The sequence below is a fragment of the Streptomyces sp. NPDC031365 genome (genome assembly GCF_055569765.1).
In genome coordinates this window covers 150,592-163,069 of sequence record NZ_JBVIIM010000012.1, presented here as the reverse complement: position 1 = coordinate 163,069, position 12,478 = coordinate 150,592, and the positions used below count along the sequence as shown (strand labels likewise).

At 72.8% G+C, this 12,478-nt stretch carries 12 protein-coding genes; 5 read left to right on the top strand and 7 right to left on the bottom strand.

The features are described 5' to 3' along the window. Positions 1–28: 28 nt before the first annotated feature. On the bottom strand, positions 29–781 hold the full coding sequence (locus ACZ5C2_RS19820) for a ferredoxin reductase (protein ID WP_468792771.1): 753 nt from the start codon (positions 779–781) through the stop codon (positions 29–31). A 28-nt stretch (positions 782–809) separates the two neighbouring features. After that, positions 810–1,415: a sulfite oxidase-like oxidoreductase gene (locus tag ACZ5C2_RS19815; protein ID WP_468792640.1), complete on the bottom strand. Its 606-nt coding sequence runs from the start codon at positions 1,413–1,415 to the stop codon at positions 810–812. Between the two features lie 558 nt (positions 1,416–1,973). On the opposite strand from ACZ5C2_RS19815, the gene ACZ5C2_RS19810 reads away from it, so the two are divergent. Continuing rightward, entirely contained in the window at positions 1,974–2,804 is an 831-nt protein-coding gene (locus tag ACZ5C2_RS19810) for a putative protein N(5)-glutamine methyltransferase (protein WP_468792638.1), read from the top strand. A 37-nt stretch (positions 2,805–2,841) separates the two neighbouring features. Here the strand turns inward: ACZ5C2_RS19810 and ACZ5C2_RS19805 are convergent, their stop codons facing one another. Then, positions 2,842–4,923: a SpoIIE family protein phosphatase gene (locus ACZ5C2_RS19805; protein ID WP_468792635.1), complete on the bottom strand. Its 2,082-nt coding sequence runs from the start codon at positions 4,921–4,923 to the stop codon at positions 2,842–2,844. A gap of 243 nt (positions 4,924–5,166) precedes the next feature. On the opposite strand from ACZ5C2_RS19805, the gene ACZ5C2_RS19800 reads away from it, so the two are divergent. The 3 genes from ACZ5C2_RS19800 to ACZ5C2_RS19790 all read left to right on the top strand — a co-directional run bounded on the left by ACZ5C2_RS19800 (position 5,167) and on the right by ACZ5C2_RS19790 (position 8,287). Beyond that, a complete protein-coding gene (locus ACZ5C2_RS19800) occupies positions 5,167–5,538 on the top strand; it encodes a hypothetical protein (RefSeq protein WP_468792632.1) in 372 nt (123 codons plus the stop codon). A gap of 105 nt (positions 5,539–5,643) precedes the next feature. Continuing rightward, positions 5,644–7,659, top strand: a complete 2,016-nt coding sequence (locus ACZ5C2_RS19795) for an FAD-dependent oxidoreductase (RefSeq protein WP_468792630.1) — start codon at positions 5,644–5,646, stop codon at positions 7,657–7,659. A gap of 31 nt (positions 7,660–7,690) precedes the next feature. Next, on the top strand, positions 7,691–8,287 hold the full coding sequence (locus ACZ5C2_RS19790) for a PadR family transcriptional regulator (protein WP_468792627.1): 597 nt from the start codon (positions 7,691–7,693) through the stop codon (positions 8,285–8,287). A gap of 57 nt (positions 8,288–8,344) precedes the next feature. Here the strand turns inward: ACZ5C2_RS19790 and ACZ5C2_RS19785 are convergent, their stop codons facing one another. Both ACZ5C2_RS19785 and ACZ5C2_RS19780 read right to left on the bottom strand, forming a co-directional pair. Then, complete coding sequence (locus ACZ5C2_RS19785) at positions 8,345–8,875, bottom strand: hypothetical protein (RefSeq protein WP_468792624.1); 531 nt, start codon at positions 8,873–8,875, stop codon at positions 8,345–8,347. Positions 8,876–9,042: 167 nt separating this feature from the next. Continuing rightward, positions 9,043–10,020, bottom strand: coding sequence for a fibronectin type III domain-containing protein (locus ACZ5C2_RS19780; protein ID WP_468792622.1), 978 nt, complete (start codon positions 10,018–10,020; stop codon positions 9,043–9,045). Between the two features lie 664 nt (positions 10,021–10,684). Here ACZ5C2_RS19780 and ACZ5C2_RS19775 point away from each other — a divergent pair. Further along, complete coding sequence (locus ACZ5C2_RS19775; RefSeq protein WP_468792619.1) at positions 10,685–11,395, top strand: glycoside hydrolase family 75 protein; 711 nt, start codon at positions 10,685–10,687, stop codon at positions 11,393–11,395. A 28-nt stretch (positions 11,396–11,423) separates the two neighbouring features. Here ACZ5C2_RS19775 and ACZ5C2_RS19770 read toward each other — a convergent pair whose 3' ends face one another. Beyond that, the gene (locus ACZ5C2_RS19770) at positions 11,424–11,834 is read right to left on the bottom strand and encodes a PTS-dependent dihydroxyacetone kinase phosphotransferase subunit DhaM (RefSeq protein WP_468792617.1); all 411 of its coding nucleotides are present in this window, start codon (positions 11,832–11,834) and stop codon (positions 11,424–11,426) included. Further along, entirely contained in the window at positions 11,827–12,444 is a 618-nt protein-coding gene (dhaL, locus tag ACZ5C2_RS19765; RefSeq protein ID WP_468792614.1) for a dihydroxyacetone kinase subunit DhaL, read from the bottom strand. The genes ACZ5C2_RS19770 and dhaL overlap by 8 nt, the downstream gene beginning before the upstream one ends. Positions 12,445–12,478 lie beyond the last annotated feature (34 nt).

Here is a 12,478-nt window from a genome sequence, read left to right as displayed (position 1 = left end):
CCGCCCCGCACGAACGCGGGGCCGCCGGTCAGCCGAAGCGTTCGATCCGGATCCGCTCCACGGGCTGCCCCGCCGCCGTCAGCAGCCTGGAGGCGTGTTCGGCGAAGGAGTTGGAGCCGCACACATAGGCCTCCCAGCCACCGGGTGGCTGCTCAGCCACGATGGGTGCCACATGTGCGGCCGCCATACGTCCGACGGCCACACCCTCCGGCGCCCTCCGTGTGAACACCGGCATGGTCTCCGCGCCGAACTCACGCGCGTAGATCAGCTCCTCGGGCCCGCGCGCCGACACCAGCAGCCGAAGCGGCACCCGCATGTCCCGCGCCCGGTGGTGGCGCACCATCGACATCAGTGGGACCACGCCGGAGCCGGCCCCCACCAGCAGCGCGGGCCGGTCACCCGGCCAGGCGAAGAAGCCACTGAGCGGGCCGCGCACCTCGACCCGGTCACCGGGGCGGGCCACCGTGTGGAACCAGCCCGAGACCTCGCCGCCCTCGACATGGTCCAGCGTCAGTTCGATGTGGCCGGAGTCGTCCGGAGCGGACGCGATTGAGTAGTGGCGCTGGGCCACATACCCGTCCTCGGCGGTCAGCCGCAGCAGAAGATGCTGCCCGGGAACATGCCCCGCCCAGCCGGGCACCGCGAACCGGAAGGTCGAGACGCGCGGCGTCTCGCGACGGATCTCGGTCAGTGTGGCAGTCCGCCACAGGGAGGCGGTCCGCGCGTTCACACCGATGCGCCCTGGCACGGCGAACCGCGTCGGCGGGGCGAACGGCTCCAACGCGTTCCGCGGCGTCCGCGTCGTCCGCTCAGTCACCGGAGTACCGCTGCTCCTCCCAGGGATTGCCGCGCGGGTGGTAGCCGTTGCCTTCCCAGAACCCCGGCTCGTCGTGGTCCAGGAGCCGCAGCCCCGCGATCCACTTGGCGCTCTTCCAGAAGTACAGATGAGGCACCAGCAGTCGCGCCGGACCGCCGTGCTCGGCGGGGAGCGGGCGTCCGTCGTACTCCCAGGCGATCCAGGCCCGGCCACCGGTCACGTCGGCGAGCGGCAGGCTGGTGGTGTAACCGGTGTGCGCGTAGGCGACCACATGTGTGGCCGACCCATGGGGACGGACCGTGCTCAGAAACGCGTCCAGCGAGACGCCGCCGAACCGTACCCCGAACTTCGACCAACTCGTCACGCAGTGGATGGCACCCTCGTAGGCCGAGGCAGGCATCGCGTGTGCCTCCTCCCAGTCCCAGGTACGGGGCTGCGCCACCAGTCCGTCGATCCGGAAGGTCCAGTCGGCCGGCGCGAGGTCGGGGGTGACCTCGGCGGACAGGACGGGCCATTCGTCGCCGGCGTCGTACTGGCCGGGCGGCAGTCCGGGATTGTCCCCACGGGGGCGGCCGGTGAAGCCTCGGGTGATGTTCACGTGATCGGTGATTCCGTTACGACAGGTGCTCGAGTGGTTCCGGTGTTCAACCGTACGCGGTGCCGCGGACCACCACGCCCCCAGGCCGCCCCCGGTCCCCGGATCCCGGGCCCTTCTGGCCGTCCGGGCCCCTGGCCGCTGTCCTCCCGGGCCTCGGTCCTGTCCGTCGGTCCCCGGCCTCCTGGCCCCGCCCGGTCCCGTAGGCCGCCGCGCCGTCGACCCGACCGTGCACTGCGTACCCGCTCGACGCGCGGGGTGCGCGCGGTGGGCGAAGACGGGCACCTCGTGCTGGATGGTCTTCGACGCCTCGGCCGGGAGCGCCCGCTGCACTCACCCAGCGGTCCGGATCCGTCCTGATCGCACCGCACGACTGCGGAGATCGTCGGGTAATGTGGCCGTCCGGCTGTGGACCGACCCAGCCAGGGACGCCGAGGGAGGTGAGACCCATCACCGCTTGTCAGGTCGGGTGCTCTCACCTCGAAGCGACGCGGTTCACCGGCAGCAGGTGACCGCGAGAGCGCCCTTCGGCTCCCGAAAGGCTCTCAGCTCTTGCCACACATGCCGCACACGCCATCCCAGCCCTCCTCGCCCGTGTCCCTGACACTGCCGTCGCCCTGCCCGCCCACCCGGGATTCCGTCGTCGCGGCCCTCCGTGCCGCCGGCTGCGTCTTCGCCGAGGACGAGGCCGGGCTGATCCTCGCCGCCGCGCCGGCACCCCAGGACATCGCCGCGATGGTCGAGCGCCGGGCAGCCGGACTGCCCCTCGAGCTCGTCGTCGGCTGGGCAGAGTTCCGCGGTCGGCGCATCACCGTGGAACCCGGTGTTTTCGTGCCCCGCCGACGCACCGAGTTCCTGGTGGAACAGGCTCTCGCGCAGGCGCCCGGCGCGTCCGTCGTCGTGGACCTGTGCTGCGGCTCCGGCGCCGTCGGCGCGGCCCTGGCGACAGGGCTCGGCGAGGCCGAACTGCACGCTGCCGACATCGACCCGGCCGCCGTGCGCTGTGCCCGCCGCAATGTCGCCGGCCTCGGCGGGCAGGTTCACAGGGGTGACCTGTTCGAGGCGCTCCCCGGTGAGCTCCGGGGCCGTATCGACGTCATCGCGGCGAACGTGCCGTACGTGCCGAGCGACGAGATCGGCCTGCTGCCCCCGGAGGCCCGTGACCACGAGCCGCGCGTCGCGCTCGACGGTGGCGCGGACGGCCTTGACGTGCTGCGCCGGGTCGCAGCCGGCGCGCCGGAGTGGCTCGCGCCCGGCGGCTGTCTCCTCGTGGAGACCAGCAGCAGGCAGGCCCCCGCCGCCGTCGACGCCTTCACCGGCGCCGGGCTGCGCACCCGCCTGGCCGTCTGCGAGGAGCGGTACGCCCATGTCGTGATCGGCGTAACGGCGTAACGGCGTAACGGCGTAACGGCGTAACGGCGGAGGACGCTCACGCGCCCGGCGCCGTCGCGCGGGCGATCAGCAGGGCCACGTCGTCGAAGTTGTCGGGCTCGTGAAGGGTGCGCAGGAGCAGGTCGCAGACTTCCTCCAGGGAGTGGCCGGGCCGGTCCAGCAGGCTGAGCAGCCGGTCGAGGCGCTCGTCCAGCGGGTGCCTGCGGGTCTCGACGAGACCGTCGGTGTAGAACACCAGCCGGTCGCCCGGCTCCAGGTCGACGGTGGTCGTGGAGAACGCGACCCCGCCCACGCCCAGCGGCACCCCGGTGGGCAGATCGAGCAGTTCGGGCGCGTGGCCGGCCCGGACCCGGGCGGGCGGCAGATGCCCGGCGTTGGCGATGGTGCACTGCCGCTCGCGCGGATCGTGGACGGCGTAGACACAGGTGGCGATCGCCTCGTCCAGGCCGCCGGTGATCCGGTCCAGGTGTTCCAGGAGAACGGCCGGGTCCAGGCCGAGGGAGGCGAGGGTGTGGGTCGCCGTGCGCAGCCGGCCCATGGTCGCCGCGGCGGCGATGCCACTGCCCATCACGTCTCCCACGACGAGGGCCGTCCTGTCGTTCCCCAGCGGGATCACGTCGAACCAGTCGCCGCCCACCTCGCTGGTGGCGCCGGCCGGCTGGTAGCGGGAGGCGACCTCGAGCCCGCCCGTCATCGGCGGATGGCTCGGCAGCAGACTGCGCTGCAGGGTGAGGGCGGTGTCGCGGGCGTTCTGGTACCAGCGGGCGTTGTCGATCTGCACGGCCGCGCGGGACGCCAGCTCCCGCGCGAGCAGCAGGTCGTCCTCGTCGAAGGGGCGGGCGTTGCGTGTGCGGGTGAGGTCGAGGGCGCCGAGCACCTCCCCGCGCGCGATCAGCGGCACGGCCAGATACGAGTGGACACCCGCCCGCGCCAGCAGTGCGGCCGCCTCCGGGGAGCGGGCGATCCGAGCGAGATCCTCGTCCTTCACCTGCGGCACCATCACGGGCAGCCCCGTGCGTACGCACTCGGTGATCAGCCGGTCCGGTCCGTACCGGGTCACCCTGCCCGGCGGGTCGGCCGCCGACAGCACGTCGGCCGCGTCCACCGAGCGGACCGCCAGCGCCCGCATCACCGCCGGCTCGGTGGGGCCGAGGGCGCTGCGACGGCCGAGGACCACCGCGTCCAGCAGATCCACCGCCGCCGCGTCGGCCAGTTCCGGCACGGCCACATCGGCGAGCTCACCGGACGTGCGGTAGAGATCCAGCGTGGTGCCGATCCGGGCGGAGGCGTCGGCGATCACGGCGAGGCGACGCCGGGCGGTCTCGGCCTCGGCATTCGCACGGTACTGCTCGGTGACGTCCACCACCGACATGGCCACGCCCAGTACCGTGCCCAGCGCGTTCTCCAGCCGGTACAGCGAGACCGACCAGGTGTGGTCCTCGTCCGGATCGGCCGGGGTACGCCCGGTCGTGGACCGGTCGACGACCGGCCGGCCGGTGTCCAGGACCTCGCGCGCGGCGTCCTCGATCGCGGCGGTGTCCACCAGCGGCAACACCTCCTGGATCGTGCGGCCCAGGTGCCGCTCGCCCGGGATTCCGTTGATCTGCTCCAGCGCCGGATTCACCGAGACGTACCGCAGACCGGCGTCGAGCACGGCCAGTCCGATGGGGGACTGGGCGACGATCCGGGTGGACAGGGCCACGTCCTGCTCCAGCCGGCGTACGGTCGACTGGTCCACCGCGAGGCCGAGGGCGTACACCTCACCCCGCTCGTCCAGCAGCCGCATGTTGCGGAACTCCACCAGCCGGGTGTCGCCGTCCTTGCGCCGGATCGGGAAGGCCCCGGCCCAGCTCAGGCCGGTGCGCATGACGTCGGCGAACAGCTTCACCACGAGGTCCAGGTGTTCCTCGTGCACCATGATCCGGGCGGCGTACTGGCCCAGCGCCTCCTGCGCGCTGTACCCGAAGAGCTCCTCGGCCTGCGGACTCCACAGCATGACGCGCCCCTCGACGTCCAGGACCACCGAGGCCACGCGCAGCACGTCGAGCAGACCGCTGGGGCGCACTGCCCCGCGGGCCGGTCCGTCACCGCCGGCCGGGGGTGACCCTGCTGCACTCATCCCACGCCCCGCCTTCGCCGATGTCCGCGGCATGCCGTCGCCGTGCCGCCACCCCTTGTTCTACCGCGCGCGAGGGCGATTTTCCGCCGCTCCTGCCGTTCGGTTCCAGCTTCTCCCACCATCGGGGCGGGCGCCCCGGGAAGCGGCACCTCCGCACCGGTGCGCGGGTAGTGCTCCCCGGTTTGTGGTGCTTTGCTGAGTGAGGGGTGGGACGGCGGCGTGACCACGAGAGGAGCGATCACGATGGACAGCCAGCAACCGCATCCGGAGTCCGTCTCGGTCGAGATCAGCGGATGCAGCAAGGACGACGCCCGGCTCGTCTTCGACACGCTGTGCGCGTGCTTCGCGTCCGACCGGTGCTCCGGCGACGTTCCCGAGGAGTTCCACCAGACCCGGCCCACGGTGTGGCTCGGCACGTTCGACGTCGCCGACGCGCACGAGGGCGGTGTCCGCCCGGTCCGGCTGTCGTCGTCGGTCGATGCCGACGTGTACGGCGGCTACTGGGCGATCGACCGGTTTCGCACCACCCTGGACTCCCTGTTCACGGTGCGCGACCCGACCACGGTCCCGGGCGATCAGGAGGAGGAACTGCACGTCCGCCTCGAAAACCGGTGACACCTCTTCGACCGCTGTGCCCTCCGTCACCTTTATGCAACTAGTTGCATAAGCCGGTGTCCGTGCCTTACAACTACAGGCACGACACCGCGCACGGAGGGCCCGATGAGCCGTTATCCCCACCTGCTGACCCCCCTCGACCTGGGCTTCACCACCCTGCCCAACCGGGTCCTCATGGGCTCCATGCACGTCGGCCTGGAGGAGGCCGAGGGCGGCTTCTCCCGCATGGCCGAGTTCTACGCCGCCCGCGCGCGCGGCGGGGTGGGCCTGATCGTCACCGGCGGCATCGCCCCCAACGACGAGGGGCGGCCCTACGAGGGCGGCGCCAGGCTCACCACAGGGACCGAGGCGGACCAGCACCGGATCGTCACCGCCGCGGTGCACCGCGAGGGCGGGCGCATCGCGATGCAGATCCTGCACTTCGGCCGCTACGCCTACCACCGGGACCTGGTCGCCCCGAGCCCCCTCCAGGCGCCGATCAGCCCCTTCCCGCCCCGAGAGCTCACCGACGCCGAGGTGGAGCGCACCATCGACGACTACGCCCGCGCCGCCCGCCTCGCCCGGCAGGCCGGTTACGACGGCGTCGAGATCATGGGCTCCGAGGGCTACCTGATCAACGAGTTCATCGCCCGGCAGACCAACCACCGCACCGACCGCTGGGGCGGCTCCTACGAGAACCGGATGCGCTTCCCCGTGGAGATCGTCCGCCGGGTGCGTGAGGCGGTCGGCGAGGACTTCATCGTCATCTACCGCCTCTCCATGCTCGACCTGGTGCCCGGCGGCTCCACCCTGGACGAGGTGGTCACCCTCGCCAAGGCCGTCGAGGAGGCCGGCGCCACGATCATCAACACCGGTATCGGGTGGCACGAGGCGCGCATCCCGACCATCGCCACCTCCGTGCCCCGCGGCGCCTACACCTGGGTGACCAAGCGGCTCATGGGCGAGGTGTCGGTCCCGCTCGTCACCACCAATCGCATCAACACCCCCGAACTCGCCGAGCGGTTGCTCGCAGAGGGCTCGGCGGACATGGTGTCCATGGCCCGGCCCATGCTCGCCGACCCCGACTTCGTCGCCAAGGCCGCGGACGGCCGTCCCGAGGCGATCAACACCTGCATCGGCTGCAACCAGGCCTGCCTCGACCACACCTTCAGCGGGCAGATCACCTCCTGCCTGGTCAACCCGCGCGCCTGCCACGAGACCGAACTGGTCCTGTCCCCGACCCGCCGCCGCAAGCGGGTCGCGGTCGTCGGCGCCGGCCCGGCCGGCCTCGCCTGTGCGGTCAGTGCCGCCGAACGCGGCCACGACGTCACCCTGTTCGACGCCGCGAGCGAGATCGGCGGTCAGCTCAACGTCGCCCGCAAGGTCCCCGGCAAGCAGGAGTTCGACGAGACCCTGCGCTACTTCCGCACCCGCCTCGCCGAACTGGCCGTCGACATACGCCTGGGCATCCGCGTCACCGCCGACGACGTGGCCGGGTACGACGAGATCGTCGTCGCCACCGGCGTCACCCCGCGCACCCCGGACATCCCCGGTGTCGACCACCCGAGCGTCGTCGGCTACCTCGACGTGCTCCGCGACGGCGCCCCCGTCGGCGACCGGGTCGCGGTCCTCGGTGCGGGCGGTATCGGCTTCGACGTCGCAGAGTTCCTCACCGACGGCGGCGACAAGGCGCACGAGGACCCCGAGACGTACTTCCGCCAGTGGGGCGTCGACCTCGACTACCGCGGGCCCGGCGGCCTCGGCGCGCCCGAGCGGCCCGCCCCGCCGCGCACCGTCCACCTGCTCCAGCGCAAGACGTCCAAGGTGGGCGCCGGTCTCGGCAAGACCACCGGCTGGATCCACCGCACCGAACTGAGGCACCGCGGGGTCACCATGGTCCCCGGGGTCCACTACGACCGCATCGACGACGCCGGGCTGCACCTCACCGTCGACGGCGAGAGCACCGTCCTGGAGGTCGACACGATCGTCCTGTGCACCGGTCAGGAGCCGCGCCGCGACCTGTACGAGACCCTGCTCGCCGCCGGACGCCCCGTGCACCTGATCGGAGGGGCCGACGTGGCCGCCGAACTGGACGCCAAGCGTGCCATCAAGCAGGGTACGGAGCTTGCGGCGGCGCTGTAGGGGCGGCGCGGCCCGTCCCTAGGATGAGTCCATGTCACTCCCGCACGCGATCCTCACCGCCCTGCTCGAGAAGCCGTCGTCGGGGCTGGAGCTGACCCGCAGGTTCGACCGGTCGATCGGCTACTTCTGGTCCGCGACCCACCAGCAGATCTATCGCGAGCTGGGGAAGCTGGAGGCCGAGGGCCTGATTCGCGCCCTCCCCTCCGCGCAGCCGGCCCGGGGGCAGAAGAAGGCGTACGAGGTACTGCCGGCGGGCCGGGACGAACTGGCCCGCTGGACCGCCGCGTCCCAGGATCCCAAGCCGCTCCGCGATGCGATGCTGCTGCGGCTGCGGGCGGCGGCCGTGGTCGGCACCGAGGGTCTGCAGGCCGATCTGCGCCGCCACCGGGAGTCGCACGGGCGGCAGCTGGCGGAGTACCGGGAGATCGAGCGGCGCGACTTCCCGCCCGGCAAGGACGGGCCGCAGGACCGGCTGCGGCATCTGGTGCTGCGGGCCGGCATCGACCTGGAGACGTTCTGGACCCAGTGGCTCGACCACGCACTGTCGGAGTTCGACCGGCTGCCGGACGCGGAGGGGCATGAGCGGCCCGGCGCGCGCGGAAGGCAGGACCGCCGGACAGCGGGGTGAGGCGACGCCGGCCGCCCGACCGGAGCGCGTCGGACGTGACGGCGGCCGGCGCCGGGTCTAGAGGTGGCCGGCCCTGTCGCGCCGGCGCAGGTACCAGGCCGTGGCGAGGAGGGCGGTGCCGACCAGCGAGCCCCCGGCCACCAGCGTGACCGTGCCGTAGTCCGTCGAGCCGCCGCCGAGACCGCCCAGCACCCCGCGGGTGGGCGAGGCGGTGGGAGTGACCGACGGGCTGGACGCCGGGGAGACGACGACGGCCTGGGTGCCCGCGGTGCTGCCGTTGGAACACACCACGATCACCGTGTAGGTGCCCGAGCCCACGTTCGACCAGGCGGCGGACTGTCCCGCAGCAGTTCCCGCCAGTGTCACCTGGCGGCCCTGCGAGAAGCTCGTCCGGCCGCTGTCGAGCAGAGAGGCGGTGCCCCAGTGGCCGTTGGTCTGGGTGCACGCGCTGGTGGTGACCGAGACCGTCGACCCGGTGGTGCTGACGGAGATCCCGGCCGCGGCGGCCGGTCCGGCCAGGGTCAGGGCGAGCGCGGCGGCGGCTGCCGCGGCCGGTCCGGAGCGGAGCAGTGGCTTCGAGATGCGCATGTGGACTGCCTTCCGGCGGCACGGCCGGCGGTACATCCCTTGCGCCGCCGAGGTCGGGGAGCGCCCGTGCTGCCACGAGGCCAGCCAAAGGGCAGCGGGACCGGCTCGCACTCCGGCCGCATCCGGGCAGGTGACGCCCGCCTTTCCCGCCTGCTCGGGAGACCGGATCAGCGGTGCCCGCCCGTCGTCACCGTGCGCTCGGCCGAGAAACCGCCCCAGGTCCCGTCGGGCAGCACCGCCCGGATCCGCACCCGGTGGGTGACTCCCGCCTCCCGGCCCAGGTAGAAGCGGTACGCCGCCCGGTCACGCGGTGCGTCACCGCCGTAGACGAGCGACGTGGCCACGCGGCCGTCCAGACGCACCTCGTACTCGGTGATCACCCCGTCCACCCGCGGCGGCACCCAGGTGAGGGCGAGGTAATGGGCGCCGCCGGATTCCTGGCTCGTCGCCCGGAAGTCCGTGGGCGCGGTCGTGGCCAGGTCGTCCATGCCGTCCGTGGTGGTGAGACGGACGGTGGCGCCGGGCGGGGAGAGATTGCCGGCCGCGTCCCTGGCCCGGACGGTGAAGGCGTAACGGGTGCCCGGCCGCAGCCCGGTGACCACTGTGGACGTCTGGTTCCCGCCCACACTGTGGATCTTCTTCCCGCCCTGCTGTATGTCGTACGACACGACGTTCCGGTCGTCCGTCGAGGCGGACCACGACAGCTGGGCCGCCCGGCTTCCGGCCACCCGGCCGTGCAGCTCCGCCGGACGCGTGGGAGGGGAGTCGTCGGCCGTGGCCGCCCCGGGTGTTGTCGCCCGCACCGCCCGGCTGGGCGGCCCGAGGCGTCCGTCCGCGTCCCGGGCCCGCACGGTGAAGACATGCGTGGTGGCGGGCCGGAGCCTGATGACATCCACCATGTGTGCGGAACCGGGCACTTCCTTGACCTTTGTGGGGCCCCGGTACACCTCGTACCGGCTCACCTTCGCACCGACGGCGACCGCGTTCCACATGACGTGCACACTGGTGGCGCTGCCGGCCTCGGCCGTGACGCCGGTGGGCGCCCCGGGCGGCCGCTCGCCGCCCGTGCCGTCCGATCCGCCCCAGCGGCAGGCGGTGGCCAGCAGGACGACCCCGCAGAGCGCGAGGAGGCGACGCGGGGACACGGCTGGAGGAATACCCTGCACGATTCTGCCTCCCGGGGTGGAACGCGGGAACGTCCGACCATTGGTCCGTACCAATATGCGTCGCTGACGCGGTCACATCAAGAGGGTGGGCGGGTGGTCTCGTCCGTGGGTTGCGCCCGCTGGGCACCTGGAGTGCCGAACCCCCTTTGAGGAGTAGGGCAGTTCGGGCCGGTGGTGCGGATCGCTGTCGTCGCGCGGGCCCGCGCCGGTGCGGGCGGCCGGACGGCTCCAGTCGGCCTGGTCCAGGGCTCCAGTCCCCGTCGCGGCCGCTGGTGCGATCGTGCGCCGTCCGGACCCGCCGAGGCCGCCAGAGCATCACATATGGAAAAAATGGGGCAAAGTGCCCGAGTGTGTGCGTCAGTGTCCCCGACGAAAGGCCCTCTTGATCGTGTCCCGTGTACGGTCGCTCACCCTGGCCATGGCCGGTGTCGCCCTGCTGGCCCCTTCAGCACCCCCCGCCGCCGCACCCCAGCCCCGCACCGAACAGGCCGCACGGCGCGCGCACCCCGTCACCGCACAACACGCGGATCCCGTCATTTCACGGCACGCGGATCCCGTCATTTCACGGCACGCGGATCCCGTCATTTCACGGCACATGGATCCCGTCATTTCACGGCACATGGATCCCGGCACGTCACGGCACATGGATCCCGGCACGTCACGGCGCGCCGACCCTGTCGCCGCACGGCACGCGGATCCCGCCCCCTCGCGACGCTCGGACCCTCCCACCGCAGGGCGCACAGACCCCGCCCCGGCACGGCGCTCGGACGCCGTCAGTGCCGCCGACCTGCTGGCCAAGGTGCGCACCTGCGCGCCCGTCTCCCGCGGCCGCTACCGCGAGGACCACGGCTCCCGGGCCACCGTCCCGGTGTGCGGCACCCGCGACACGGTGTTCTGGAAGGCCGACATGGACATCGACTGCGACGGCCGACCCGGCCGCCGCTGCAATGCCCTCGCCGATCCCCACTTCTCCGCGTCCACGGCCTTCGCCCAGTCCGACGGCCGTCCGCTGAGCGCGGAGAAGCTGCCCTATGTCGTGGTGCCCGCCCCCAGCGCCGTGTGGAATTACTGGGCCGCCGGTGTGCGCGGCGGATCGGTCGTGGCGGTGGTGTACCGCGACCGGGTGCGGTACGCGGTCGTCGGCGACACCGGCCCCGCAGACATCATCGGCGAGGCGTCCTACGCCGCGGCCGAGTCGCTCGGCATCGACCCCGACCCACGTGCCGGCGGCACCTCCTCGGGGGTCACGTACATCGTGTTCAAGAACAGCAGGGTGACCCCCGTCGAGGACCACGAGGCCGCGGTCGTGACGGGGAAGCGGCTGGCCCGGAAGTTCGTGGACGGCGACGGCTGAACGCGCCGGACGGGCGCCACCGCGCCCGTCACACCTTCCGGTACGCGTACGCCTCCACGGCCGCCGCCTCCACCGTGGCCAGATCCGCACCCGTGGCCGCGGTGACCACCGCGGCCACCGCACCCTCGACGAACGGCGCGTCCACCAGCCGGGTGTGCTCGGGGAGTTCGTCCCCCTCGGCCAGCAGCGCCTTCACGGTGAGCACCGCGCTGCCCAGATCGGTGAGCACCGCGACGCCGGCCCCGCGGTCGACGGACGCGGCCGCCGCGGAGATCAGCTCGGCGCTGGTGCCGAGGCCCCCGCTCTCGGTGCCGCCCGCCGGAGCCACGGCGACCGCGCTACCGGCGCCCGCCAGGCCCTTCGCCAGCTCGGCCACCGACTCGGCCACCGCCGCACTGTGCGACACCAGGACGATCCCCACCAGCTGTGCGTCACTCACCGCCGGCCTCCGCATCCGGCGCCGCGTCGGCGAGCGCCGCGATCAGCAGGGCAGCCGACGTGGCCCCGGGGTCCTGGTGACCGATGCTGCGCTCACCCAGATAGCTGGCTCTTCCCTTGCGGGCCCGCAGGGGCGTCGTGGCGACGGCTCCCCCCTCGGCCGCGTCACGAGCGGCGGCGAAGGAGTCGCCGAGCGCGTCCACCGCGGGCACCAGCGCGTCGATCATCGTCTTGTCACCCGGCGCGGCACCACCGAGCTGCATCACCGCGTCGGTCCCGGCGCGCAGCGCCTCGGCCAGCTGCCGCTCGTCCACCTCGGCGGCGTCACCGAGCGCTTTCCCGGTGCGGCGCAGCAGGGTCCCGTACAGCGGGCCCGACGCACCGCCCACCGTCGAGATGAGCAGGCGCCCGGCCTGGGTCAGCACCGCTCCGGGGGTGGCGGGCGGCTCCTTGTCCAGGGCGTCCCGCACCGCACGGAAGCCGCGCTGGAGGTTGCTGCCGTGATCGGCGTCCCCGATCGGCGAATCGAGGGCGGTGAGTCGTTCCGCCTCACGGTCCACGGATGCGGCGGTGGCTGTCATCCAGCGGTGGAAGAAGTCGGCGTCGAGCACGGGAACTCCTTGCGTGGTAGGTAGTACCGAACCA

Excerpts from the sequence above, each read along its gene's own strand:
- ACZ5C2_RS19810 (WP_468792638.1), top strand. The coding sequence starts at position 1,974 with ATGCCGCACACGCCATCCCAGCCCTCCTCGCCCGTGTCCCTGACACTG.
- ACZ5C2_RS19805 (WP_468792635.1), bottom strand. The coding sequence starts at position 4,923 with ATGAGTGCAGCAGGGTCACCCCCGGCCGGCGGTGACGGACCGGCCCGC.
- ACZ5C2_RS19800 (WP_468792632.1), top strand. The coding sequence starts at position 5,167 with ATGGACAGCCAGCAACCGCATCCGGAGTCCGTCTCGGTCGAGATCAGC.
- ACZ5C2_RS19795 (WP_468792630.1), top strand. The coding sequence starts at position 5,644 with ATGAGCCGTTATCCCCACCTGCTGACCCCCCTCGACCTGGGCTTCACC.
- ACZ5C2_RS19790 (WP_468792627.1), top strand. The coding sequence starts at position 7,691 with ATGTCACTCCCGCACGCGATCCTCACCGCCCTGCTCGAGAAGCCGTCG.
- ACZ5C2_RS19785 (WP_468792624.1), bottom strand. The coding sequence starts at position 8,875 with ATGCGCATCTCGAAGCCACTGCTCCGCTCCGGACCGGCCGCGGCAGCC.
- ACZ5C2_RS19775 (WP_468792619.1), top strand. The coding sequence starts at position 10,685 with ATGGATCCCGGCACGTCACGGCGCGCCGACCCTGTCGCCGCACGGCAC.